Source organism: Photorhabdus sp. RM71S (genome assembly GCF_042879355.1).
In the GTDB taxonomy this organism is placed as follows: Bacteria; Pseudomonadota; Gammaproteobacteria; order Enterobacterales; family Enterobacteriaceae; genus Photorhabdus; species Photorhabdus kayaii.
In genome coordinates this window covers 189,163-215,203 of sequence record NZ_JBHFKV010000001.1, presented here as the reverse complement: position 1 = coordinate 215,203, position 26,041 = coordinate 189,163, and the positions used below count along the sequence as shown (strand labels likewise).

The following is a 26,041-nucleotide window of genomic DNA, read 5'->3' as shown; positions in this document are numbered from 1 at the left end:
GATTTGATTATATTAATCTAGCCATTCGGCTATTTATCCAGTTTTTTCTGCGGTTGTTGCTAATGGCCAGCCACCAAGTTGTTTCCAACGGTTGACCATTTCACAGAATAATTCAGCGGTACGATCAGTATCATATAAAGCACTGTGAGCCTGATTATTATCGAATGGGATGCCGGCTGTGATGCAGGCTTTTGCTAAGATTGTTTGTCCTAACACCAGACCACCTAAAGCAGCGGTGTCAAAAGTTGCAAACGGATGAAACGGATTTCGTTTTAGTCCAGTGCGTTCCGCGGCAGCCATAACAAAGCTGTGATCGAAGTTAGCATTGTGAGCAACGATAATTGCCCGATTACAATGATTATTTTTTATCCCTTTACGAACCATTTTAAAAATAGCGTGTAGAGCTTCATATTCGCTCACTGCCCCACGTAGCGGATTTAATGGATCAATGCCGGTGAATTCTAGGGCTGCTGGTTCAAGATTGGCTCCTTCAAATGGCTCAATATGGAAGTGAAGTGATTCGCCAGGCGTTAGCCAACCTTCACCATCCATCTCCAGTGTAACGGCGGCAATTTCAAGTAATGCATCTGTTTTGGCATTAAAACCGCCAGTTTCAACATCAATAACAACAGGGTAATAACCTCTAAAACGTCCACTAAGGACGTTTGGCTCTTTTTTGTCAGACATCAGATTGAGTTACCCAGAGCGTTGCTGGCATTTTTGTTTTCAATAAGTTCAATTTTGTAGCCATCTGGATCTTCAACGAAAGCAATAATGGTTGTTCCGCCTTTTACAGGACCCGCTTCACGGGTAATGTTACCACCTGCTTTGCGAATAGATTCGCAAGTGGTTGCGACATTATCAACACCTAATGCGATGTGACCAAAGGCATTTCCCATTTCGTAATGGTCAACTCCCCAATTATAGGTCAACTCGATTACTGCTCCTTCGCTTTCATCAGCGTAGCCAACGAAGGCGAGTGAGTATTTATATTCGGTGTTTTCACTGGTGCGCAACAGGCGCATTCCTAACACTTCAGTGTAAAAATTAATGGAGCGTTGTAGGTCACCAACACGGATCATGGTATGGAGTAAACGCATAATTACCTCTAATTTAATGGTTTTACCAATATTTTTGTGCGGTAGATCGCACAAAAACCACTAACTATAACGTGTCTTACGGTTACAGTTCAATTTGTCCATAATTATAATTTATTCTTATCTAGGTTTATAATTAAATATAGTATGTGAATTGTATAGGAAACGGGATGTGATGGCTGAGCAACTAGAGTTTTTTGCTATTCCCAGTCCTTGTCGAGGAATTTGTCAGGCGAATGAGCGGGGTTTTTGTCTGGGGTGTTATCGTAGCCGGGAAGAAAGATTTAATTGGATGAAAATGTCAGATGGGCAAAAGCGTGAAGTATTGCGACTGTGCCGGCAAAGATATTTACGTGCATTGAGAGCACAAAATCAGATAGATGAAGAACCACCTGAGCAGCCATCACTGTTTTAATTATCGATTTTTGAGGTTATTGGGATTAACAATTCAATGATTTACTTATATAGGGTTATATTTTTGGCAAAGTTATAAATGTTCTACTATAATTTTAAGTATTTTGTTTGTTATTTTTTTATTTCTTGATTAACGGAAAGGCTAAGTGAGCTTATTTGATGTTTTCATAACTTTATGTTTTAAATGGAATTTTAAGCTTGATTGTGTGATAAATGTAAAATAAAAACAACATTAATGTAAAAATAGATAGCTTAGCATTTAGATGACAGCTATTCTTATAGTACTTTGAATAAAGTATTGAATGATATTTATTGGTTTCTGTTTGTTTGTATTCGTAGTTCTGATAGTTTTTATGGTAAAAATATTGTATGTTGATTGTTTGTTCTGAGTTTAAATTAAGTTTAGTTATTCTTGGTTATAGTTACCTGAATTAGTTAGTTACTAAGAATTTACTGTGATTATACAGAAGTTATATATACTTTTTTAAGGCTAGTTAGCCTGATTTAGAAAAATTTGGCTGTTATGTTTAGTAGGCTAGTTATTTAAGGAGGGACAATTGGAATCTACATTGGGATCAGATCTGGCACGGTTAGTTCGTATTTGGCGTGCTTTAATTGACTATCGTTTAAAGCCGTTAGAATTAACTCAGACTCATTGGGTAACGTTATACAATATTAGCCGGTTACCTCAGGAGCAATCTCAGATACAGTTGGCGAAAGCTATCGGTATCGAGCAACCATCTTTAGTCAGGACATTAGATCAGCTTGAGGAAAAAAAACTTATCACCCGGCATACTTGTGCCAATGATCGTCGTGCAAAGAGAATCAAGCTAACTGAAGATTCTGCATCGGTTATTAGGGAGTTAGATGGTGTTATTGAATCCACAAGAAATGAGATTCTGGGAGGTATTTCACGCGAGGAACTTGCTTTTCTTTCCACTTTAGTTCAGAAGTTAGAGCAAAATATTATCCAATTACAAAATAGATAGTAATGACGATATCCATGAAATGCTAACCGGATGAAAGAAGACCGCGACTTACTAAAATGAAGTCACGGTTTTCTTATCTATATCTTATTGTCGAGGTGAAACAGTAATATTACTACCTTGGCCTGCGATTCTTACACGTTGGCCTTTATGAAAGAGTGTTTTGCCTTGTTTTTGAACAACAATGATGCTTTCACCACTGTCACGACGAATTTCGAGTTCTACACCTTTAGTTGTGTTAAGAGCTCCCTGAACATTTTGGCCCGCGACACCACCGGCAATCGCACCCGCGGCAGTTGCTAATGTGTTGCCGCTGCCACCACCAATAGTATTACCAACAAGGCCTCCTAGAACTGCACCACCAATCGCGCCTAATACATTCTCATTGCTGCTCGCCTGAATATTGATAGGACGAACAGAAACAACTGTGCCGTAAGAGACAGTTTGGACCTGCTTAGCTTGTCCAGCAGTGTAGGTATCACCAGAAAGAGAATCGGTGTTGACACAGCCTGATAATGAAGCAACGGCAACCGCGCTAACTAAAAAGTGCTTAAACATAGTAACTCCTAATTTCGATGCCTGACTGCGGAAATCTGATAGCTCACTGGGCAATCAGGCTAACAACCGGCATTGGCAATAAGTAATAAAAAGTTTATTCAAATAGAATATCAGTACATTAGCAATCTAGTGCTAAACATATATTAAACGTCAATAGAGATTTTTAAAAGAAATAGCTATTAATGAAAAATTCAGCATTTTTTGTGAAGTTGTTTCCAAAACTCAGGTTTTATTCCTTCGTTTGTCTATTAGTCATATACAGCCAAAACCACTGCGCTTTATAGTTATTGGCATGGTTTCTGATTTTATCAAGACAGATTCTAAGCAGGAAGGCAAATTAAATGGTTATGAAGTCAGGTCGTTATATTGGTGTAATGTCGGGTACAAGTCTGGATGGCGTTGATGTGGTGCTTGCCGCAATCAATGATAAAGTTGTTGCTCAGCAAGCCAGTTATTCGCATCCATTCCCATACGAATTAAAACAGAAAATTCTCGCAGTCTGTCAAGGGCAGCAAACGACATTATCGGCAATCGGTCGGTTGGATTATGAACTTGGTTCTTTATTCGCTGAAGCTGTACAAGGCTTACTGATTAAAACAGGGTTAACTACAAGTGATATTACTGCTGTGGGATGTCATGGGCAAACCGTTTGGCATGAGCCAGATAGTCATACGCCTTTCACTATGCAACTTGGCGACAATAACCGTATTGCAGCTTTGACTGGGATAACTGTGGTTGGCGATTTTCGTCGGAGGGATATGGCATATGGTGGGCAGGGAGCGCCATTAGTTCCAGTTTTTCATTTCGCCGTATTAGGCCATTCGACAGAACGAAGGATAATTCTCAATATCGGTGGTATTGCCAATATAACGACGCTATTACCTGGATCACCTGTCAAAGGGTATGACACAGGTCCGGGTAATATGCTGATGGATAGTTGGGTATGGCGTCATCAGAAAAAACCTTATGATAAAGATGCGCAATGGGCACGAGAAGGTGTTGTTAATAACAAATTGCTCGGACAAATGCTTTCTGATCACTATTTTTCACGACCAGCCCCTAAAAGCACAGGTCGGGAGTATTTCAATATGAGTTGGTTGGAGGCGCAATTAGTTAACTTTCCTGACATATCTCCTGTCGATGTTCAGGCAACGCTGGCCGAGCTGACAGCAGCGTCTGTATCACAGCAAATTATGTTGAGTGGTGGATGTGAACGTCTGTTGGTTTGTGGTGGTGGCGCACGTAACCCGCAGATAATGAGTCGACTTTCTGCCTTATTACCGGGGACGGAGGTTTGCCCGACAGATAAATATGGCCTAAGCGGTGATGATATGGAAGCACTGGCATTTGCTTGGTTAGCATTCCGTACAATGTCAGGTGTGCCAGGGAATTTACCCTCTGTTACCGGTGCGAGTACTGAAACTATTTTAGGAGCGATTTATCCTGTTATTAATCAATAACAATGATAAGCTATTGGGTATTTAGTGAGTCATAAACAGAGCTACGTTAATGTCAGAACATAATGAATTTGATGTTGCAGAATTACGCCGTGAATATATTCGTGGTGGGTTAAGACGTAAGGATTTGACTGAAGAGCCCATCGAACTTTTTGAGCGTTGGCTTAATCAAGCATGTGACGCTAAGTTGAGTGATCCCACAGCAATGTCTATAGCGACGGTCGATGAGAATGGTCAACCGTATCAACGTATTGTGTTATTGAAGCATTTTGATACAAATAGTCTGATTTTTTATACAAATTTAGGTAGCCGGAAAGCGAAACATTTGGCGCACAATAACAAAATCAGCCTCCATTTCCCTTGGTATCCTTTGGAAAGGCAAGTCTCTTTTCTTGGTAAAGCGGAACGTCTTTCTCCTGTTGAGGTGGTGAAATATTTCCATAGCCGTCCTAGAGATAGCCAGATTGCTGCATGGGCATCACAACAATCTTCCCGTATTTCCGCACGCGGTGTTTTAGAAGGGAAGTTCCTTGAATTGAAACAGAAATTCTTGAATGGTGAGGTGCCTTTGCCTAGCTTTTGGGGGGGATTCAAAGTGACCTTTGATTCTGTTGAATTTTGGCAAGGTGGTGCAAACCGGCTCCATGATCGGTTTATTTATCAACGGCAAGGCGATAGCTGGCATGTTGACAGGCTTGCACCATAAATCGTGGATTATCATTTTTAATACTAGCACTTATAGTATTGGCGTTTTATCCTATGCCGCACTCTTTTTAAATCGCGATTTATACAACAGACAAAATACACAAATTAATGGAGTCATTAATGTCTAGCAATAACCTGATAAAACAACTGCAAGAGCGGGGCCTCATTGCCCAGGTGACGGATGAGAATGCGTTAGCGGAGAGACTGGCGCAGGGTCCTGTCTCCCTCTATTGTGGTTTCGATCCGACCGCTGACAGCTTGCATTTGGGGCATCTGGTTCCCTTGCTGTGTTTAAAACGATTCCAGCTAGCCGGGCATAAACCCGTGGCGTTAGTTGGTGGAGCGACGGGTTTGATTGGTGATCCAAGTTTCAAAGCCACTGAACGTAAATTGAATACTGAAGCTACCGTTAAAGAGTGGGTGGAGAAAATTCGTAGACAAGTTTCACCTTTCCTCGATTTTGATTGTGGCGAAAATAGCGCTAAAACAGCCAATAATTATGATTGGTTTGGCAACATGGATGTTCTGACTTTCCTGCGTGATATCGGCAAACATTTCTCAGTTAATCAGATGATTAACAAAGAGGCGGTTAAACAGCGTTTGAACCGTGATGATGTGGGTATCTCTTTCACTGAGTTTTCTTATAATCTACTGCAATCCTATGATTTTGCTCGCCTGAATGAAGTACATGGTGTTGAGTTACAGATTGGTGGTTCTGACCAGTGGGGGAATATTACTTCTGGTATTGATCTAACGCGTCGTATCAACCAGAAACAAGTATTTGGCATGACCGTTCCATTGATCGCGAAATCTGATGGCACTAAATTTGGTAAGACAGAAGGTGGCGCTGTTTGGTTAGATCCGAAGAAAACCAGTCCATACAAATTCTATCAATTCTGGATTAACACTGCGGATGCTGATGTTTATCGCTTCCTGAAATTCTTTACCTTTATGAATCTTGAAGATATTGATGCTTTGGAAGAAGAAGATAAAAATAGCGGTAAAGCTCCTCGTGCTCAGTACGTGTTGGCAGAACAAGTTACCGGTATGGTGCATGGTGAAGAGGGGTTAGCAGCCGCTAAACGGATTACAGAAAGTTTATTCTCTGGAGCTGCTGCTGATTTGACCGAAGCGGATTTTGCTCAATTGGCGCAGGATGGTATGCTGGTAATTGAGTTGGAAAAAGGCGCAGATTTGCAACAAGCTTTGGTTAATGCCGGGTTGGTACCTTCTCGTGGTCAGGCGCGTACGATGATCAGTTCCAACGCTGTCGCAATTAATGGTGAAAAACAATCTGAACCTGAATATCTGTTTACTGACAGTAACCGTCTGTTTGATCGTTACACCCTGCTGCGTCGTGGTAAAAAACACGATTGTTTGATCTGCTGGAAATAGCTCATATTATATATACCCTATGTATTTCAAGATGCATCGAGACGGCAAGGGAGCGAATCCCCGGGAGCATAGATAACTATGTGACCGGGGTGAGCGAGTGCAGCCAACATATGATGGGGCAATGATAATGTTGCCCTTTCTCTTACTATGACTTTAATCTTATAAACAGAAGCCAGAATAAAAATATAGGCCGTCATTGTGAAAAATATCCTTTCAATTCAATCTCATGTTGTTTTTGGTCACGCTGGCAACAGTGCTGCGGAATTCCCTATGCGTCGGATGGGGGTAAACGTATGGCCGTTGAATACAGTACAGTTTTCAAATCACACCCAATATGCTCAATGGAAAGGGTGTATTATGCCAGCTAACCATCTTACAGAAATCGTTCAGGGCATAGAAGAAATTGAACAGCTCAAATCTTGTCATGCAGTACTGAGTGGATATATCGGTTCAGCGGAGCAAGGGGGCCATATTATCGATATAGTAAAACGGGTAAAAGCGGTGAATCCTGATGCTTGGTATTTCTGTGATCCCGTTATGGGGCACCCAGAAAAAGGTTGTATTGTTGTGCCTGGGGTGGCTGAATTTTTGTGTAAAGATGCACTTCCTGTAAGTGATATCATTGCGCCAAATTTGCTGGAGCTTGAAACACTTAGTATGCAGAAAGTGACTAATGTAGAACAGGCTGTTGTGGCTGCTCGAACACTATGTGATAAAGGGCCGGATATTGTACTGGTTAAACACCTTAGTCGCGCTGGTTATCGGACTGATCGTTTTGAAATGCTATTAGTGACTAAAGAACATAGCTGGCATGTAAGTCGGCCTTTGGTGGATTTTGGCGAACGCCAGCCAGTTGGTGTGGGTGATTTAACCAGCGGCTTGTTATTGGTTAATCTATTAAAAGGCGAGCCTTTACAAACTGCCCTCGAACATGTCGCTGCTGCGGTTTATGAAGTGATGGTAACAACCAAAGATATGGGCGAATACGAATTACAAATTGTGGCTGCTCAGGACAGAATGGTGGCGCCTGGTCATAAATTCTGTGCGACACAATTGGATTAAGATATTTAACCGTTCCACGGACATTGCGTGGAACGGTTTTTTATTTTTAAATTAACCCTTCAGCTTTCAGGGCATCACGAACATTTGGACGTTCTGCAATCCTCTCTTGATAAGCTTTAAGATGAACCAGATCAGATAGATCCAATTGCACTAAAGGTGCCCAGTTACTGAGCGTGAATAAGTAAGCGTCAGCAACAGTAAAATGCTCCCCGGCAATGTATGGCTGTTTTGCTAATACTTCATCTATATACTTGAATCTTCTAAGTAGATTATTAATAGCAACAGGACGATAATTTTCTGGTGTTCCTGGCATGAACAGGGGTGAGAATCCTTTATGGATTTCACTGGAAATATGGCTAAGCCATTCAAGTTGATGATATCGTTCCATTGTTCCGGCTGGTGCAATTAATTTTTTGTCCGGTTTCTGGTCGGCAATATATTGGACAATAACAGCTCCTTCGGTGAGGATCTCATTGTTATCTAGCAGGAGAGTTGGTATCTGGCCTTTTGGGTTGATTGCGAAAAAATCGTCGCCGTTCTCCGTTTTTTTAGTTTTCAGATCAACTTTAATCACGCTGAAATCAAGTCCTGCTTCACGAAGTATGATGTGGGGTGATAGAGAACAAGCTCCAGGTTGGTAATAAAGTTTCATGTATAGCTCCTTAAAAATTTTCGGTAATATACCCGTTATCTTTCAAGTTGCTTCTTTGTTGGCTGCACTCGCTCACACCGGTCACATAGTTTGCTATGCTCCCGGGGATTCGCTCCCTTGCCGTCGCGATGCATCTTGAAATCCATAGGGTATAGATATAATAGGACAAAGGAACTCAGTAAGGCATTGTCATAGCCTTGATACATACTACCACGGCATATGGAAATATGTTATAGCAAATTAATGATTGAATAGATATCCGATGGTCTGATCATATCGTGATTAGTGCTTTCTTATGCACTTGATTATATGAGTGGTTATCTGGTTTTTTATCGTTATTTTGGGGTAAATTGGTTGCATTAATAGAGAAATTTAAGGAGAGTTCTGGATGAAATTACTTGTCCAAAACTGCCCCGTATTTTGTGTTATATAGCATATTTTACAACTGATGATATTATACGGAATAAATAATAGAGATTATTGATAGTTGCAAAAATTCATTTTATATTGATTATAACATAATTAATATATTATTTTTTCTAAATGATTTGTAATCATAGGAAAATAAATTGAATTTATTTGTAAAATCACTAAAATAGATCATGCATTGCCTATAGTTTCTTGTAAAAATATCTTTTTTATTCTCTTTATTAAAGTTTTCGACTAATTCATTGTAAATATTATTAATTGCTCTGATTTGTCCATTAAGTTTATTGACTGAATTATTTATATTTCTAAGGCTAAATGAAACATCTGATATATTTAAAGTGATTTCTTCCATCAATAAAGAGAGTTTATATATTTGTTTTTTATCTTCTCCATCGGGAATACTCTTTAATAATTGTTGTATTTTTATATGTGTTTTTTCTGCGAAGTTTTTCTTGCTTTCAAAATTAATTTGAGACATTTCAAAGAGTTGTGGTAATTTTGAGATGAAATCGTTTAGCTTACTAAAATCTGATTCAATTTCTTTCAATGCATGATCGACCCTGGCAATATAACCATGACCTAAATATCCACTGCTAAGTGAACCTAAATAAGTTGTTGCTTTGTGTATATTTTTAATGATTCTATCAATATCTTGTTCATCGGAATTATATGCATATTCATAATCTTCCAGCGCTGATGGCCAGTGATATAATGATTCACTAAACTTATTCCAAGAAGTTGCAATTTCTTGAGATAGATCATGATTTTTCAGGCATTCTGGCAATTTTATATTGGTAATTGATTTAAACATATTGGATATAATTAAAAAATCATTTTTCATTTTATTCACCTTGCTAAAATAATAAATATCATTAAATTGTATAAAAGTATGAAATATAATATTAAACCTAAAAGATTAAAATGATAATAAAAATAAAATATTGCATTAATAATCAATTATATGAAATTAAGTTGTTGATTATATTAAAGGACATATTACTGATTAGTGCAAGGAAACGAGATAATATTTTTTATTTCGGTAAAACAATTATACCCTATGGATTTCAAGTTGCATCGCGACGGCAAGGGAATGAATCCCCGGGAGCATAGATAACTATGTGGCCGGGGTGAGTGAGTGCAGCCAACAAAGAGGCAGCTTGAAAGATGACGGGTATATAAGGTAATATCGTTTAACTATTTAATTACAAAGGTTTTAATAATTCTCTCCAATTGTTTTTTATATTTTAATTTAAAATTAATTTTTACCTATTAGTGATGATTTAATGAAGTGATTAATCTATTATTTTATTGATAATAAAAGGCCCGAAAAACTAGCTTTTCGGGCCTTGTTTTGTGAGTTGAAATTTACTGATTATTAATCAGATTATTTCAATTCCAGTTCATTCATTGCGGCAATGCTGAAACCACCGTCAACATGCAGGATTTCACCGGTAATACCGCCGGACAGATCCGAGCACAAGAATGCCGCAGCGTTACCAACATCTTCAGTTGTTACAGTGCGGCGAATTGGGTTAACGGATTCACAGTGAGCCAGCATTTTACGGAAATCTTTGATGCCAGACGCAGCTAAAGTACGGATAGGCCCGGCAGAGATACCGTTAACACGAATACCTTCAGCGCCCATGGCGTTAGCCATATAACGGACGTTAGCTTCCAGAGATGCTTTTGCCAGACCCATTACATTATAGTTAGGGATTGAGCGCTCTGCTCCCAAGTAGGTGAGAGTCAGTAAAGCAGAATTTGGGTTCAGCATTTCACGGCAAGTTTTTGCCATAGCAACAAAGCTGTAAGAGCTGATGTCGTGCGCGATTCTAAAACCTTCGCGGGTAACGGAACTGACATAGTTACCATCCAGTTGATCAGCAGGTGCAAAGCCAATGGAGTGAACAAAACCATCGAATTTTGGCCAAATTTTACTCAGCTCGGTGAACAGGACTTCAATGCTTTCGTCTTCAGCTACATCGCAAGGCAGAACGATAGTAGAATTTAGGGAAGCAGCAAATTCTTCAACACGAGGTTTCAACTTGTCATTTTGATAAGTGAAAGCCAGCTCAGCTCCCTGGTCATGCATTGCTTTTGCAACACCATAAGCGATGGAGAGTTTACTGGCGACGCCAGTGATCAGAATGCGCTTGCCGGTCATAAAACCCATAACAGTATCCTTGTGTGATAACGCCGGTAATGATATTCATGGATTAAAATTGCTCACAGAGACAATATCAATATGACGTTTTATTGTTAATAAACCCAGTAATTCTATCACGCTAGAGAGAAATATGCTGTATTTTGCGTTCTGCTCCGAGCAGTGATTATCGTTTTCTATATGTTAAGGAATATCCTGCCGCCAGGCATCAGCGGTGAGTGCTTCACCAAAATGGCTAGCGATTAAACGGCGGGTCATATCGTGCAGAGGAGAAGCCAACACTTCTGCTGTATTTCCCCGCTCAACAACTTCCCCTTGATGCATGACCAGCACCTGATCGCTGATATGTTTCATCATGCCAAGATGCTGGGTGACATAGAGGTAAGAAATACCTTGTTTTTCCTGTAATTCCAACATCAGATTAATGATTTGAGATCGCATAGACATATCGAGTGATGCTAATGCCTCATCAGCAATAATAATCTGAGGTTGTAATATCAATGCGCGCGCCAGTGCTACCCGCTGTTTCTGGCCTGAGGCTAACATATGTGGATAATAATTGGCATGGTCCGGTAACAGGCCAACTTGTCGCAATGTCTGGTTGATCCGTTTTTCCCGCTCCATTGTATTGAGCGCTGTATTAAGCAGAAGGGGAATATCAAGAATTTGACCAATACGCTGACGAGGATTTAGCGACGTACTTGGGTCCTGAAATATCATGCGAATGCGTTGGCTGCGATAACTGTAATCACCGTAAGTGAGTTTATGGCCTTCGATCATGATTTCACCGGCAGTTGGCTCGATGACGCCTGAAAGCATTTTTGCCAGTGTTGATTTTCCAGAACCGTTTTCACCAATAATCGCCAGTGTCTGTTTAGCTTTTAAGGTAAAACTAACGGGTTTTACCGCATTGAGATGTTGACGATGAAAAAAACCCGTTCGATAGCGAAAAGTTTTAGCCAAGTTCCTGACTTCTAGCAGAGTATTAATCAATTACTGTTCCTCCAGATTCAGTGGAAAGTGGCAGGCAAAAGCGTGGTTTTTAATCACCCGCAACCGCGGTGTTTCAATACACGTTTTTTGCGCATAAGGACAACGCGGACCTAAACGGCAGCCGATGGGTAAGTGCTCAAGGGATGGAATAGCGCCTGATAAGGTGTTTAACCTGCTTTTATGGGGCAAAGAGCTACCAAAATCAGGGATAGCGCGGCTTAACGCTTGTGTGTAAGGGTGGTGTGGTGTTACCAGTAATTCATCGGGAACGGCGCTTTCGACCGTTTGACCACAGTACAGAACATTAATGCGATCCACCAATTTGCTCATGACTTGCAAGTCATGACTTATCAGTAAAATGGTGGTGTTGTTGTTCTGATTCAATCGTGCTAACAGACGGAAAATCTGAGCTTGTGTGGTTGGTTCCATCGCATTGGTTGGTTCATCTGCAATCAGCAGGCGTGGTTGGTTAGCCAATGCGATAGCAATCATGACCTTTTGGCACTCTCCCTCCGTTAACTCGCAAGGGAAGCTACTCATAATGTCTTTATGATCTTTAATTCCCACACGGTGGAGTAATTCAATAGCCCGGCGTTTTCGCCATTTGAAACGTTGCCACCAACGGCCTTTGTATGTCCAGCAGGGAATGGCTTGAATGAGTTGACGACCAATATTTTCAGAAGGATCAAGACAGGATTGTGGCTCCTGAAAAATCATTGAGATATTGTGGCCGATTACTTTTCGGCGCTGACGTGGAGTCAGACGGAGCAGGTCAATATCATCGAAGCGAAAACGGTCAGCCGTCACTTTGAGATTATCTTTAGTGACTCCGCTTATTGCTTTGGCAATCAAGCTTTTACCTGAGCCGGATTCACCAACCAGACCACGTATTTCGCCTTCTGTCAGTGACATACTGACGCGATCAACCGCTTTAACTGGCCCTTTGGCAGTCATAAATTCAATAGTGAGATTGCGAATGTCGAGTAATGGCATTATTCCACCCCGGAATTAATTGCTCGGTGTAATCCATCACCTAATAAATTGACTAACAAGACACAGAACATAATTGCCGCGCCGGGCAACATAACGGTCCAGGGCGCAACATAGATTAGCTCCAGTGAATCGCCCAACATGGCTCCCCATTCGGGTGAGGGAAGCTGGGCGCCAAGATCAAGAAAACCAAGTGAAGCGATATCAAGTATGGCGATAGAAAGGGCACGTGTTAGCTCGTTGACCAAGGCGGCGGTAATGTTTGGTAATACGGCATACCATAGAATGTGGTAATTAGAGGCGCCATCCAGGCGAGCGGCAATAACATATTCTTTATCTAGCTCATCGTGAACGGCGCTGTAAACTGTGCGAACGATACGTGGCAATAGCGCCAACCAAATAGCGATTATTGCATGCTGCAAACTGGCGCCCACAAAGGCGACGACAATGATTGCCAACAATAGTGATGGGATAGAGAGTAATGTATCGAGAATATGATTGAGCACCGCGGATTTCAGTCCTCGTGTCATGCCTGCCAGACAGCCAATAATCAGACCACATAAAGCGGCTGCTAAAGTGACTAACAGAGCTGAACCGAATGTAGAGGCTGTACCTATTAGTAATCGGCTGAGAATGTCGCGTCCAAGATCGTCGGTACCTAGAAAAAATGCGATATTACCGTGATATGACCATGAAGGTGGCAGCAACTGATGACCAAGAAATTGTTGATCGAGCTTATAGGGGGCCAGATAGCTACCAAACAGACTTAGGGCGATCAGAATCAGCACCCCATAAAACCCCATCATTGCCAACATGTCAGAATAGAAAAAGCGCCAGATGACCTTTATCGGTGACGGCATTTTCTTTTCACGATAAAAATTATCTAAGGGCATACCATTCCTTATGCTTCAGAGGGTTAGCCATTGCGCCAATAATATCAGACAGAACATTGACAAAAATCACCAGTGTGCCAATCACCATAACACTGGCAGAAATGGCGGAATAATCTTGCTGACGAATGGCACTGACCAACCAATGACCAAGTCCCGGCCAGTTAAATACGAGTTCTGTCATCATTGCCAGTGTCAGCATGGTGGAAAATTGTAATCCTAGTTTCGGAATGATAGGGGGCAACGCATTGTGTAATACATGACGACGGATAATTGTCAGCCTTGATAAACCACGGGTTGCGGCGGCTTTAATATAGTTTTCACCAAAAACTTCTTCTGTGCTGTTCCTCATCAACCGGATAACTTCGGTTGTCGGTGCAACGGCGAGTGTAATAACGGGTAGCAGCAAGTGTTGCATGGCACTAATGATCATCTCATTACGATAGGGTGATTTTGATAACCAGGCATCAATTAATGAGAAACCTGTTACAGGTTCAATCTGATATAGCAGATTAAAGCGCCCGGAGACGGGTAGCCAGCCGAGATAAAGAGAGAAAAATAGAGTCAGTAATAATGCTAGCCAAAAAATCGGGATGGAAAATCCGACTAAAGCAATGGAGATGATAACAGTATCTGCTGGTTTGTTACGCCATACTCCCGCAATAATCCCGAGTGGGATGCCGACTAGTAAGGCGGTAGAGAAAGCCAGAATACAGAGCTCCATTGTGGCGGGGAACACTTCCCGTAGTTGTCCGCTGATAAGTTCACCATTAATGCTGGATACGCCAAAATCCCATAGTAATAAGCTGTTGAAATAGAATATATAAGCATCAAATAGGGATGCCCCGCTGAGTGGAGCATTGGGGGTAAAGTAACTTAGGCTAAAGCTTATCAGTGACAGGAAAAACAGGGTAATAATCAGCAATAGCAGACGACGGAGAGTGTAAATAATCATTTGTCACCCTTCTGATTCATTCGATTAGTCTCTTTTTCCCGATAAACGCCAGCGAAAGAGGTATTACCAAATGGGCTGAGTACCAGCCCTTTAATATCATGACGGTAGGCCTGTAAATGCAGAGAATAGGCTAATGGTAATATAGGTAATTGCTGCTCAAGGACTTGTTGAGCCGCATGATAATACTTAATTCGGGATAATAATTGCTGGTTAATCAAAGCTTCCCGCAAAATTTTATCAAACGTTGGTTCACACCAATGGCTGAAATTTGTCTGTGAAGCGATAGCAGCACAACTTAACAGTGGACGGAAAAAACTGTCTGGGTCATTACTGTCAGTTGACCAACCTGATAATGTCATATCGTGAGATTTATCCATCAGTTTGGTTTCCTGAAAGCGGCCCTCAACAGGTTTGATACTCATGATAATACCAACTTGTGCTAAATCGGCCTGAATCAGTTCTGCCATTTTGAGTGGACTTGGATTATATGATTGAGAGGCGGAAGGTACCCATAAGCTCAATTGCAAGCCATTTAATCCGAGGTCATTAAGCATTTTACGGGATTTTTCTGGGTTGTATTCCGTAATTTCAGTTTGATTATCATAAGCCCATGACGCCCGAGGTAAAATTGATGAGGCTGTTTCCGCCGTACCATAATAGATGGATTGCATCAGCCGTTGGTTATTAATAGCGTAAGCAATGGCTTGCCGGACCTGTAGCTTATCAAGTGGTGGCTTGCTGGTATTGAAAGCCAGATAAGCGATATTCATTCCTGGGCGTAAAGTCAGACGCAGGCGAGGATCATCTCGTAAAACTGTAAGCTGACTGGCAGCGGGATACGCTAATACATCACATTCACCGGTTAAAAGTTTAGACATCCTGCCGGTGCCGCCGGCGCCGACGTCAATAACTATCTGACGCATTTGTGGTTTGCCTTTCCAGTATTTATCATGACGAACCAGACGAATAAATTGTCTGGTCCGATGATCTTCCAACATAAACGGGCCTGTGCCGACAGGTTTCCAGTCAATTTGTTCATGGCGATTCATTTGATGCAATTGTTGCCCATATTCTTGTGAAAGTATTGGGGCATAGTGGGTTGCCAAATGCCAAAGAAAAGAAGCATCTGGTTCGTTCAAGCGAAACTCCACCGTATATTCATTAAGTTTACGGATACTTTGAATAGAATCGGCCAGTTGGAGGCTGTCAAAATAGGGATAATGCCCGCCATTGACGTTGTGATAATAGTGTTGCTTATCAAACAGACGCTTAAAGCTGAAAATGACGTCATCAGCATTCATGTTACGGGTCGGAGTAAACCAGTCTGTTGATTGAAATGAGACATTATGGCGCAAATAAAAACGGTAGGTAGCACCATTATCCAGTATTTCCCAATGGGAGGCTAATTCAGGGAGTAAACGATAAGTATAGGGGTCTACATCTAGTAGGCGCTCATAGAGTTGTGCTGCCAGTGTATCGACAGTTAAGCCGCTGCTAGCCAGTTGGGGATTAAAGGTATTCAGATTGCCATTAACGCAATAAATAAGCCCTTGTTGCTGAATGTCAGTCGGAACGTGGGGATTTTTTTCAGGCATAGCTATTGTTTCTGCAATAGCAGGAGCTGAAAGGGATAATATGATCCAATAAATCAAACTGCGCATATAAGGCATCTGTTATTAATTAGAATTGACATATTGTATCTCAATTCGCGCTTGAGCCCAAAAAAACGCTGCGGGGATGATAATGAGAAAAATTCTCAATAAAGTGCTTTGCAAAACGTATTGATAACCATTATCATCTGTATCGCACTTCCGGGGAACAGTTTTTGTATCTCAGGAAAGGCACGACATTGCTCACATTGCTTCCAGTGTTTTTTAGCCAGCTCGGGTGCTGGCTTTTTTTTATCTGTAATCCGGATCACTTATCGCCGACGTTGATATCATGTTTCTTCATTAAGCCTCGTAATTGATAATAGGTCAGTCGTAGTTTCTCTGCTGCTTTTCTTTGGTTAAATCTGCTCTCTTTTAATGATAATGCTATTAATTGTCGTTCGCTGTCATGTTGCCACTGTTTCAAATTAACTGGTAGTGAAGGCAGAAGTTGTGAAGATAAATCATTACTATCATCATTGGCTATAAAATGTGGTGTGGAGGCGAATGGGTTAATAATAATATTATCAAGTTGAGCAGAATTTTCGCCGTGACGATAAACCGATCGTTCCACAACATTTTTCAGTTCACGAATATTACCGGGCCACGTGTAATCCTGTAACTGTTGTCTTGCTTGGTCAGTGAACCCGGGAAATAGTGGTAAATCAAGTTCGCGGCACATCTGAATAGCAAAATGCTGCGCTAACAACATGATATCCTGCTGTCTTTGCCGCAATGGTGGGATTTTAACCACATCGAAAGCCAGCCTATCGAGCAAATCAGCGCGGAATTGCCCCTTAGCTGCCATTGCGGGCAGATTATCATTGGTCGCGCATATCAGTCGAGCATCAACTTGTAATGATTGGCTGCCGCCAACGCGTTCAAGATGCCCATATTCAATGACACGCAACAGCTTTTCTTGAACTTGCATTGGTGCGGTTGCCAATTCATCAAGAAATAGTGTTCCTCCATCAGCACGTTCAAATCTTCCTTGGTGCCTCTTTTGCGCACCGGTAAATGCGCCAGCTTCATGACCAAATAACTCTGAATCTAATAAATTTTCATTCAGAGCCGCGCAGTTTAGGGAGATAAATGGGCCTTGCCAGCGGGGAGATAAATAATGCAAACGGCGGGCAATCAGCTCTTTGCCGGTTCCGCGTTCCCCAATAACGATAACGGGTTTGTTTAATTTTGCCAGCGCGGATACCTGCTCCAGAATTTCAATAAAGCTGTTTGCTTCACCCAATAGGTTTTCTGTGGCGTCATTCATGGTTATTTTCACCGATAATTGGTTATTTTAGCCACTTTATTACGTTGTGATAAAAAGTTAAATAAAAAAATTTCTTTATATTTCATGGAAATAAAGTAAATGAAAAGTTGGCATGACTCTTGATAGGATAGAAGTGACATGAATAGTATTAACCAACCTTAACCAAAGAGGATAATTTGTTATGGGTATTTTCTCTCGTTTTGCTGATATCGTGAATGCCAATATCTCTTCATTACTGGATAAAGCGGAAGATCCGCAGAAAATGATTCGTCTAATGATTCAGGAAATGGAAGACACTTTAGTTGAAATTCGCTCAACTTCCGCCCGTGCTTTGGCAGAGAAAAAGCAGTTATCTCGCCGCATTACCGCAGGTGAACAACAAATGCACGACTGGCAGGAAAAAGCGGAACTGGCGTTGAATAAAGAGAGAGAAGATTTGGCACGGGCAGCCCTGCTTGAAAAGCAGAAAGTGGCTGCTTTAGTGGATACATTGAAACATGAATTAACCATACTGGAAGAGACACTTGAGAGAATGAAAGGGGAGATTGTTGAGCTTGAAAACAAACTTAGCGAAACCCGAGTAAGACAACAGGCATTGGCTTTGCGTCATCAGGCGGCCGCCTCTTCCCGACAGGTTCGTCATCATCTAGACAGCGGTAAAATTGATCAGGCAATGGCTCGCTTCGAACAATTTGAACGCCGTATCGATCATATGGAAGCGGAAGCAGAAGCCGTGGGCATGGGAAAACAAAAATCGTTGGATCAACAGTTTGCTGAATTAAAAGCAGACGATGAAATCAGTGCGCAGTTAGCGGCAATGAAGGCTAAAATAAATGCTAATAAAGAACAACATTAAGTGTTGGCGCACTCAACTAACCATTTAAGGAAAAGTGATGGGCTCTATATTTCTTGGCATTCCGCTGACTATTTTTGTACTTTTTGTGTTACCCATCTGGTTGTGGTTGCATTATAACAGCCGGAATTCAAACCAAAGCCAGTTAGATCAGAATGAAATTCAGCGTCTGGCAGAGCGGGTACAACATATGCAGGCACGAATCAAAACATTGGAAGATATTCTGGATGCGGAACATCCTGATTGGAGGCAATCATAATGTCGAATGGTAACCGCCGGAAACTGTATCGAATACCCGAAAAGGGCAAAATTAAAGGTGTTTGTGCTGGGTTGGCCTATTATTTTGATGTACCAGTACGTTTGATTCGTGTCATCGCGGTATTGTCACTCTTCTTTGGCCTGTTTGGTTTTGTGGTTGTTGCTTATATTGTACTGGTTTTCGTCCTTGATCCGGCACCTACGGGTTATATCGAAGAGGACCATTTTTCAGTACAAAACTTGCTGAATGAAATCGATTATCAATTGAAATCGGGAGAGATTCGTCTGCGCCAAATGGAGCGTTATATCACCTCAGAAACGTTCAGCGTTCGCAGTCGTTTCAGGCAGCTTTGATAATAATTAAGGGAGGCCTTGGGCTAATTGTGGGGTCATTAGTGTTGAAACGAACTCATGAAGCGGCGGAACACGATAATTGGTTCTGGGAACAAGTGAAACAGGGCCTCAATGAAGCCGATGATCCTAACACGGTTTGGGTTTCTCATAAGTTGGCTAAACAAGAGATGTAGCGTCAGCGTGAAGCCCTGCCAGCACGAGTTGCAGGAAAAGTTAAATGATGCAACGGGTATTGCCTGATCGTCATATTTATCACAGGAGAGACATGAAACGGCTACAAAATGAATTAACTGCGTTGGTTAATCGTGGGATGGATCGCCATTTACGGTTAGCTGTAACAGGATTAAGTCATAGTGGTAAAACAGCGTTTATCACATCTTTGGTTAATCAGTTACTTAACCTCCATAGCGGTGCCCGGTTGCCGCTATTTTCTGCTGTGCGTGACGGTCGCTTGTTGGGTGTAAAACGGGTTCCACAACGTGATTTGGGCGTTCCTCGCTTTACTTATGATGAAGGGTTGACCGCACTTTACAGCACACCGCCAGCCTGGCCGACTCCGACGCGGGGTGTCAGTGAAATCCGTCTGGCACTTCGTTACCGTTCTGGGGATTCTCTGCTGCGCCATTTTAAAGAAACTGCCACGTTATATCTGGAAATTGTGGATTATCCCGGCGAATGGCTGTTGGATCTACCGATGTTGGCGCAAAGTTATTTAACATGGTCACACCAGATGAATAGCTTATTGCAGGGACAAAGAGCTGTATGGGCAAAACCTTGGTTGGAACTTTGTAAACAGTGCGATCCACTGGCACCCGCAGATGAGAATCTGTTGGCTGCTATTGCTCAGGCTTATACGGAATATTTGGCTAAATGCAAAGAGCAAGGTTTACATTTTATTCAGCCGGGGAGATTTGTTCTGCCCGGTGATATGATGGGTGCTCCGGCTTTACAATTTTTCCCGTGGCCGGATATCAACAATATCACTGAGTCACGATTTGCTCAGGCAGATAGACACACGAATATCGGTATGCTGCGTCAGCGCTTTGAATATTACTGCCAGTCGGTGGTGAAAGGGTTTTATAAAGCGCATTTTCTACGTTTTGATCGGCAGATTGTGTTGATAGATTGTTTACAGCCATTAAACCGTGGACCACAAGCATTTAATGATATGCGTTTGGCGCTGACACAATTAATGCAAAGTTTTCATTATGGTAAACGAACGCTCTTCCGTCGCCTGTTTTCCCCTTGCATTGATAAATTAATGTTTGCTGCCAGTAAAGCCGATCACGTTACCGCAGATCAGCATGCTAATTTGGTTTCTTTACTCCAGCAATTGATTCAGGAAGCCAGACAAAATGCGGTTTTTGAAGGTATCAGCATGGATTGTGTTGGCCTGGCGTCGGTACGAGCGACAGAAAGTGGCGTGATTGAACACAATGGTGAAAGTATTCCGGCGTTGAAAGGATATCGGCTTACAGATGGTAAACCGCTGACATTTTTTCCCGGAGAGGTGCCACGGCGTTTACCTGAGGATAACTTCTGGCAAAAACAGGGTTTCTCTTTCGAAGAGTTTAGCCCTTGTCCGGTAAATGTTGATACACCATTGCCTCATATCCGGTTGGATACCGTGCTGGAATTTTTAGTGGGAGATAAAGTGAAATGACGGAACCCTTGAAGCCAAGAATTGACTTTGCAGAATCCTTATCGGGGCCACAAGAGCCGGTTTTAAAGCCTGCTCAGATCTTTAATGAAAAAGACACAGCGAATTTTTGTCCTGCTTCACCGGAACTTGAGGCTGAAGAACGCGAAGGTCAGGTAGAAGGGATAGTTAATGCAGCACTGAAACCTAAGCGTAGTTGCTGGCGTAGAATGGTATATGGTTCTCTGATGTTATTGGGGGTGAGTGCTGTTGCTCAGTTTGTGCAGTGGATTTATCAATCATGGCAGCAACAGGATTGGAGTGCATTAGGTGTAGCGGCAGCCGGGGGCATGATTGTCTTTGCGGGAATAGGTTCTCTTGTCAATGAGTGGCATCGTCTTTATCGGCTAAGAATGCGGTCTGAGGAACGCGATACGGCAAGAGCGTTATTGCAGCATCATGGCGTGGGTAAAGGGCGGGAATTTTGTGAGAAGTTGGCAAGTCAGGCGGGTATCGAACAGCATAATCCGGCGTTACAGCGCTGGTGGGCCGCTTTACATGATACACATAACGATCGTGAAGTGGTGGTGTTGTACAGTAAATGGGTTCAACCTGTTTTGGACTCTCAAGTCAAGGCTGAAATCAGCCGCTGTGCTGCGGAATCGGCATTAATGATAGCAGTTAGCCCGTTGGCCATTGTCGATATGGCATTTATTGCCTGGCGTAATATCCGGCTAATTAATCGTATTGCAGCTCTATATGGTATTGAACTGGGATATTTCAGTCGTATTCGGCTCTTCCGTCTTGTTCTACTGAATATTGTTTTTTCTGGTGCTTCAGAAGTGGTGCGGGAAGTGGGTATGGATTGGTTATCGCAGGATATCGCTGCGCGTCTTTCTGTCAGAGCCGCTCAAGGGATCGGTGTAGGTTTACTGACCGCCCGGTTGGGTATTAAAGCGATGGAATTATGTAGGCCATTACCTTGGATAGAAGGTGATAAACCTAAATTAGGAGATTTCCGTCGTCAGCTAATCACTCAACTTAAGAATATCCTGCCAAATAAGTCTAAGAATATAGTTAATTAAATGATATATACTTTAATTCTATATGAACGCACAAAATATCCAGATAATGACAATATTTTACGTTATTTTATTAATTTGTTTTATAATCAATCTTAGGATTTGTTTATTTTAGTGAAAGTTTCAAATACTGTGTTATTTGCGACATTAAAAAACTGGAGTCTGGTCAATTTTTACTGACAGAATGCTTCATATGCATAATTGTAGAGAGTAGTATTTTAAAAAATTATATGCATTAGTGTAAATAAGGTCAAAACAGATGCGCTTAGAAGTTGCTTGCCATGATCGAATTGGGCTGACCCGTGAACTGCTCGATCTACTGGTATTAGAGAATATTGATTTAAAAGGGATAGAAATATCTCAAATCGGCCGGATTTACCTTAATTTTTCACAAGTTGATTTCAATGTATTTCGTAAATTGATGGCAGAAATTCGCCGTATTAATGGTGTTATTGATGTTCGTACCGTCTCTTTTATGCCTTCAGAAAGAGAACACAAAGCGATGTGTGCACTGTTGGAATCCTTGCCTGAGCCTGTTTTTTCAGTTGATCTGAAAGGAAATATTGAGCTTGCTAACTCCGCGGTGTTTAAGCTGTTTGGTGTTAGTGAGGAACAAACTTATCAAAAACCTATTGGGCAGTTTATCAGCGGTTATAACTTTTCGCGCTGGTTTGAAAATAAAAATATCCAGCAACGAGTGGAAAGGATAACTCTCAAAGGTCTGGACTACCTGATGGATATTACTCCTATTCAGCTGATGGATGAAAAGCAGAAAATGCAATGTGTTGGCACAGTGATTATGCTCAAATCTGCCGCTCGAATAGGGAATCAGCTGAAAAAACTGACTGTCAATGATGGTAGTGAGTTTAAGGCGATTATCGCTGTTAGCCCAAAAATGACTCAGATTATTGAGCAGGCCCGTAAAATGGCAATGCTGGATGCGCCACTGTTGCTGATTGGTGAGACAGGAACTGGCAAAGATATTCTGGCAAAAGCCTGTCATTTTCACAGCTTACGCGGAAAACAGCCCTTTTTGGGGTTGAACTGCGCATCGATGCCGGATGATGTAGTAGAAAGTGAACTGTTTGGCTATGCTGCCGGCGCTTATCCGAATGCGATTGAAGGAAAGAAAGGTTTCTTCGAGCAGGCTAATGGAGGCACTGTTTTACTGGATGAAATCGGTGAAATGTCGCCACAGATGCAAATTAAGCTACTGCGTTTTCTGAATGATGGTACTTTCCGCCGAGTAGGGGAAGAAAATGAAGTCAAAGTGAATGTCAGAGTTATCTGTGCTACACAAAAAAATCTGGTTGAATTGGTGCAGCGAGGGGAATTTCGCGAAGATCTCTATTATCGTCTTAATGTGTTGGCGATTACACTCCCGCCGTTGCGTGATCGTAAAGCAGATATTATGCCGCTGGTGGAGTATTTTATTGAGCGTTTTTCTGAAGAACAGGGAGTACTGAAACCGAAATTGTCCCCTGAACTTCCCCACTTTCTGACGAGTTACAGTTGGCCCGGTAACGTAAGGCAGTTACAAAATGCCATCTATCGGGCGCTGACTCAGCTTGAAAATATGGAGCTGACGCCGCGGGATATACAACTGCCAGAGTTTGAAACAGAGGTTTCTTTTAGTGAAGATGTGTTCAATGGTTCTCTGGATGAAATCAGTAAACGTTTTGAACGTTCGGTGTTAACGCGTCTTTATCGGCACTATCCCAGTACGCGTAAACTGGCTAAACGTCTTGGGGTATCGCATACTGCGATTGCCAATAAATTGAGAGAATATGGTCTGAGTAGCAGGAAGCATGCTACTGAATATGAGCCGGATGGTGATGAATAAAATAATGCCCACCGGAAGTGGGCATTATACAAATCATGGGATTTATTTCAGTGCGGCCAGTGCGCTATCGTAATCTGGCTCATTAGTGATTTCATCAACCAGTTGGCTATAAATCACGTTATCGCTTTCATCAAGCACAATGACTGCACGGGCTGTGAGACCACTCAGAGGACTATCGCTGATGGCAACGCCATAATCTTCACTGAAAGTACCGCCACGCAAGGTAGACAGCGTGACGACATTTGATAACCCTTCCGCGCCACAGAAACGGGACTGAGCAAAAGGCAGGTCGGCAGAAATGCACAGTACGACGGTATTTTCCAAATCATTCGCTACCTGATTAAATTTACGTACTGATGCCGCACAAACACCGGTATCGATACTTGGGAAAATATTCAGCACCTTACTTTTTCCGGCATAGTGGCTAAGAGAGACATCGGAGAGATCTTTGGCTGTCAGAGTAAAATCTTTCGCTTTTTCCCCTGATTTTGGGAACTGGCCGCTTACGGCGATATCATTGCCTTGAAATTTTACTGTTTGTGTCATAGCTTTCTTCCTCTGATAAATGAACCACGATTGCCCAGTGTAGAAGAATATTTGGCGCTTGCCCATCAAAAATAGTGCTTGTGAGAGTAAAATTGTCTGATTGTGTCATTTCGACAATGGCTTATAATTTAGTATTGGGATATTTATTTTATAACAGGGCAGATTATTATCTTATGCGTTATTTGAATCTGATTTCTTGTGCACTACTTATCAATAGTTCTCTTATCTCCGTTTCTGTTTTCGCTGCAGAAGTTCCTGCTGGCACTCAGCTTAATGACAAACAGGAATTGGTGCGTCATCTAAAAGACGAACCGGCGTCCTTAGACCCGATGAATGCCGTGGGTTTGACAGAAGCGCAAGTTCAGCGTGATCTGTTTGAAGGGTTAGTGAATCAGGATGCGTATGGCAAGGCCATTCCCGGCGTCGCAACAGCGTGGAAAACCGCAGACAACAAAACTTGGTTTTTTACCTTGCGTTCTGATGCTCGTTGGTCAAACGGCGAACCCGTTACTGCGACAGATTTTGTGTATAGTTGGCAGCGGTTGGTCACGCCGGCTAATACCTCTTCTTTTGCTTGGTTTGCCGCACTAGCGGGTATCGAGAATGCTCAGGGAATTATTGATGGTAAATTAATTCCGGCAAAACTGGGTGTTGAGGCCATTGATAAGCACACATTAAAGGTGACATTAAACCGGCCTGTGCCTTATTTTCCCAATCTGACGGCGAATTTCAGTCTCTATCCGGTAAATAAGAAAATAGTAGAAAAATATGGGAAAGAGTGGATAAAAGTTGGTCATTTGGTGGGGAATGGCGCTTTCAAATTACATGATCGAATTGTTAATGAAAAAATCGTTCTGACACCAAACCCTTATTACTGGGATCATAAAAAAACCGTCCTGACCAAAGTCACATTTGTACCAATTAATCAGGAATCACACGCGACTAAACGTTATCTGGCGGATGATTTGGATATCACCGAATCTTTTCCGAAAAATATGTATAAAAAATTGCAGCATGAATTACCTGGGCAAGTCTATACGCCGGATCAGTTGGGGACCTATTATTACGCTTTTAACACCCAACGTGCGCCAACGAATAATGCCAGAGTGCGTAAAGCGCTTTCTATGACAATTGACCGTAAAGTCATTGCGGAAAAAGTCTTGGCGACAGGAGAGAAACCTGCCTGGCATTTTACGCCGGATGTGACCGCGGGTTTCCATCCTGTGCTTAGTGACATGGAACAACATACACAGGCAGAACTGGACCAACAGGCTAAAGTTTTGTTACAAGCGGCGGGTTACGGGCCGAACAATCCACTGAAACTTTCTCTGCTCTATAATAATTCCGAAAACCATCAGAAAATTGCGATTGCTATTGCCTCTATGTGGAAGAAAAAACTGGGGGTGCAAGTAAGTTTGATGAATCAGGAATGGAAAACTTATATTGATAGCCGTAACACGGGTAATTTTGATGTTATTCGTGCATCTTGGGTGGGTGATTATAACGAACCTTCTACATTTCTAAGCCTGTTAACGTCAACGCATAGTGGCAATATTGCGAAATTCCATCAGGCAAATTATGACAAATTACTAAAATCTGCTAGTTTGCGAACAGATGATGCTTTAAGAAACGATGACTATAACAAAGCGGAGCAAATGATTGCTGAACAGGCGCCTATTGCACCGATTTATCAATACACTAACGGCAGGTTGATAAAACCTTGGTTAAAAGGATACCCGATCACCAATCCTGAAGACGTGGCATATAGCCATACTATGTACATAATTAAGCACTAAGGGT

Annotated in this window: 28 protein-coding genes; 14 read left to right on the top strand and 14 right to left on the bottom strand. The window is 41.9% G+C overall.

Annotated elements, in window-relative coordinates; genetic code table 11:
• Positions 1-33: 33 nt before the first annotated feature.
• Positions 34-687, bottom strand: a complete 654-nt coding sequence (rnt, locus tag ACGF5R_RS00910; RefSeq protein WP_112875779.1) for a ribonuclease T — start codon at positions 685-687, stop codon at positions 34-36.
• Positions 687-1,100 carry a lactoylglutathione lyase gene (gene gloA, locus ACGF5R_RS00905; RefSeq protein ID WP_112875780.1) on the bottom strand — a complete coding sequence of 138 codons (414 nt, stop codon included), beginning with the start codon at positions 1,098-1,100 and terminating at the stop codon, positions 687-689. Before gloA ends, rnt begins: the two co-directional genes overlap by 1 nt.
• Positions 1,101-1,272: 172 nt before the next feature.
• Between gloA and ACGF5R_RS00900 the strand changes: the two genes are divergently transcribed.
• A complete protein-coding gene (locus tag ACGF5R_RS00900) occupies positions 1,273-1,512 on the top strand; it encodes a DUF1289 domain-containing protein (RefSeq protein ID WP_112875781.1) in 240 nt (79 codons plus the stop codon).
• 556 nt (positions 1,513-2,068) lie between these two features.
• Positions 2,069-2,500, top strand: a complete 432-nt coding sequence (gene slyA / locus ACGF5R_RS00895) for a transcriptional regulator SlyA (protein WP_112875782.1) — start codon at positions 2,069-2,071, stop codon at positions 2,498-2,500.
• Between the two features lie 84 nt (positions 2,501-2,584).
• Here slyA and ACGF5R_RS00890 read toward each other — a convergent pair whose 3' ends face one another.
• Positions 2,585-3,055: a glycine zipper 2TM domain-containing protein gene (locus tag ACGF5R_RS00890; protein WP_112893930.1), complete on the bottom strand. Its 471-nt coding sequence runs from the start codon at positions 3,053-3,055 to the stop codon at positions 2,585-2,587.
• A 347-nt stretch (positions 3,056-3,402) separates the two neighbouring features.
• On the opposite strand from ACGF5R_RS00890, the gene anmK reads away from it, so the two are divergent.
• The 3 genes from anmK to tyrS all read left to right on the top strand — a co-directional run bounded on the left by anmK (position 3,403) and on the right by tyrS (position 6,612).
• Complete coding sequence (gene anmK, locus ACGF5R_RS00885) at positions 3,403-4,515, top strand: anhydro-N-acetylmuramic acid kinase (protein ID WP_112875904.1); 1,113 nt, start codon at positions 3,403-3,405, stop codon at positions 4,513-4,515.
• Positions 4,516-4,564: 49 nt separating this feature from the next.
• Complete coding sequence (pdxH, locus tag ACGF5R_RS00880; RefSeq protein WP_112875784.1) at positions 4,565-5,218, top strand: pyridoxamine 5'-phosphate oxidase; 654 nt, start codon at positions 4,565-4,567, stop codon at positions 5,216-5,218.
• A gap of 119 nt (positions 5,219-5,337) precedes the next feature.
• Positions 5,338-6,612, top strand: coding sequence for a tyrosine--tRNA ligase (gene tyrS / locus ACGF5R_RS00875; protein WP_387689273.1), 1,275 nt, complete (start codon positions 5,338-5,340; stop codon positions 6,610-6,612).
• Between the two features lie 26 nt (positions 6,613-6,638).
• Here tyrS and ACGF5R_RS00870 read toward each other — a convergent pair whose 3' ends face one another.
• Entirely contained in the window at positions 6,639-6,809 is a 171-nt protein-coding gene (locus tag ACGF5R_RS00870; protein ID WP_387689270.1) for a hypothetical protein, read from the bottom strand.
• Position 6,810: 1 nt separating this feature from the next.
• Here ACGF5R_RS00870 and pdxY point away from each other — a divergent pair, with 1 nt between their 5' ends.
• Positions 6,811-7,674: a pyridoxal kinase PdxY gene (gene pdxY / locus ACGF5R_RS00865; RefSeq protein ID WP_112875787.1), complete on the top strand. Its 864-nt coding sequence runs from the start codon at positions 6,811-6,813 to the stop codon at positions 7,672-7,674.
• Between the two features lie 46 nt (positions 7,675-7,720).
• Here pdxY and gstA read toward each other — a convergent pair whose 3' ends face one another.
• From gstA to pspF, 9 genes are all read right to left on the bottom strand, one after another.
• The gene (gstA, locus tag ACGF5R_RS00860; protein WP_262979995.1) at positions 7,721-8,326 is read right to left on the bottom strand and encodes a glutathione transferase GstA; all 606 of its coding nucleotides are present in this window, start codon (positions 8,324-8,326) and stop codon (positions 7,721-7,723) included.
• Between the two features lie 511 nt (positions 8,327-8,837).
• The gene (locus ACGF5R_RS00855) at positions 8,838-9,596 is read right to left on the bottom strand and encodes a hypothetical protein (RefSeq protein WP_112875789.1); all 759 of its coding nucleotides are present in this window, start codon (positions 9,594-9,596) and stop codon (positions 8,838-8,840) included.
• A gap of 543 nt (positions 9,597-10,139) precedes the next feature.
• Positions 10,140-10,928: an enoyl-ACP reductase FabI gene (fabI, locus tag ACGF5R_RS00850; protein ID WP_011146814.1), complete on the bottom strand. Its 789-nt coding sequence runs from the start codon at positions 10,926-10,928 to the stop codon at positions 10,140-10,142.
• 174 nt (positions 10,929-11,102) lie between these two features.
• Complete coding sequence (gene sapF / locus ACGF5R_RS00845) at positions 11,103-11,912, bottom strand: putrescine export ABC transporter ATP-binding protein SapF (protein WP_112875790.1); 810 nt, start codon at positions 11,910-11,912, stop codon at positions 11,103-11,105.
• Positions 11,913-12,905, bottom strand: coding sequence for a putrescine export ABC transporter ATP-binding protein SapD (gene sapD / locus ACGF5R_RS00840; RefSeq protein ID WP_112893926.1), 993 nt, complete (start codon positions 12,903-12,905; stop codon positions 11,913-11,915).
• Positions 12,905-13,795, bottom strand: coding sequence for a putrescine export ABC transporter permease SapC (gene sapC, locus ACGF5R_RS00835; protein WP_112875792.1), 891 nt, complete (start codon positions 13,793-13,795; stop codon positions 12,905-12,907). The genes sapD and sapC overlap by 1 nt, the downstream gene beginning before the upstream one ends.
• Entirely contained in the window at positions 13,782-14,747 is a 966-nt protein-coding gene (gene sapB, locus ACGF5R_RS00830) for a putrescine export ABC transporter permease SapB (protein ID WP_112875793.1), read from the bottom strand. Before sapB ends, sapC begins: the two co-directional genes overlap by 14 nt.
• On the bottom strand, positions 14,744-16,408 hold the full coding sequence (gene sapA / locus ACGF5R_RS00825; protein WP_262979997.1) for an ABC transporter substrate-binding protein SapA: 1,665 nt from the start codon (positions 16,406-16,408) through the stop codon (positions 14,744-14,746). Before sapA ends, sapB begins: the two co-directional genes overlap by 4 nt.
• 256 nt (positions 16,409-16,664) lie before the next feature.
• Positions 16,665-17,666: a phage shock protein operon transcriptional activator gene (gene pspF / locus ACGF5R_RS00820; RefSeq protein ID WP_112893924.1), complete on the bottom strand. Its 1,002-nt coding sequence runs from the start codon at positions 17,664-17,666 to the stop codon at positions 16,665-16,667.
• Positions 17,667-17,847: 181 nt separating this feature from the next.
• On the opposite strand from pspF, the gene pspA reads away from it, so the two are divergent.
• From pspA to tyrR, 7 genes are all read left to right on the top strand, one after another.
• A complete protein-coding gene (gene pspA, locus ACGF5R_RS00815) occupies positions 17,848-18,522 on the top strand; it encodes a phage shock protein PspA (protein WP_112875795.1) in 675 nt (224 codons plus the stop codon).
• Between the two features lie 37 nt (positions 18,523-18,559).
• Positions 18,560-18,778, top strand: coding sequence for an envelope stress response membrane protein PspB (gene pspB, locus ACGF5R_RS00810; protein ID WP_011146806.1), 219 nt, complete (start codon positions 18,560-18,562; stop codon positions 18,776-18,778).
• A complete protein-coding gene (gene pspC / locus ACGF5R_RS00805; RefSeq protein ID WP_112875796.1) occupies positions 18,778-19,131 on the top strand; it encodes an envelope stress response membrane protein PspC in 354 nt (117 codons plus the stop codon). Before pspB ends, pspC begins: the two co-directional genes overlap by 1 nt.
• 41 nt (positions 19,132-19,172) lie before the next feature.
• A complete protein-coding gene (locus ACGF5R_RS00800; protein ID WP_255566824.1) occupies positions 19,173-19,304 on the top strand; it encodes a hypothetical protein in 132 nt (43 codons plus the stop codon).
• A gap of 92 nt (positions 19,305-19,396) precedes the next feature.
• Positions 19,397-20,794 (top strand): YcjX family protein, encoded by a 1,398-nt coding sequence (locus ACGF5R_RS00795; protein WP_112875906.1) that lies wholly within the window; start codon positions 19,397-19,399, stop codon positions 20,792-20,794.
• A complete protein-coding gene (locus ACGF5R_RS00790; protein WP_387689264.1) occupies positions 20,791-21,855 on the top strand; it encodes a YcjF family protein in 1,065 nt (354 codons plus the stop codon). The genes ACGF5R_RS00795 and ACGF5R_RS00790 overlap by 4 nt, the downstream gene beginning before the upstream one ends.
• A gap of 256 nt (positions 21,856-22,111) precedes the next feature.
• Entirely contained in the window at positions 22,112-23,695 is a 1,584-nt protein-coding gene (tyrR, locus tag ACGF5R_RS00785) for a transcriptional regulator TyrR (RefSeq protein ID WP_112875798.1), read from the top strand.
• A 42-nt stretch (positions 23,696-23,737) separates the two neighbouring features.
• Here tyrR and tpx read toward each other — a convergent pair whose 3' ends face one another.
• Positions 23,738-24,241, bottom strand: coding sequence for a thiol peroxidase (tpx, locus tag ACGF5R_RS00780; protein ID WP_112875799.1), 504 nt, complete (start codon positions 24,239-24,241; stop codon positions 23,738-23,740).
• A gap of 173 nt (positions 24,242-24,414) precedes the next feature.
• Between tpx and ACGF5R_RS00775 the strand changes: the two genes are divergently transcribed.
• Positions 24,415-26,037 carry an ABC transporter substrate-binding protein gene (locus ACGF5R_RS00775; protein WP_387689261.1) on the top strand — a complete coding sequence of 541 codons (1,623 nt, stop codon included), beginning with the start codon at positions 24,415-24,417 and terminating at the stop codon, positions 26,035-26,037.
• Positions 26,038-26,041: the final 4 nt, after the last annotated feature.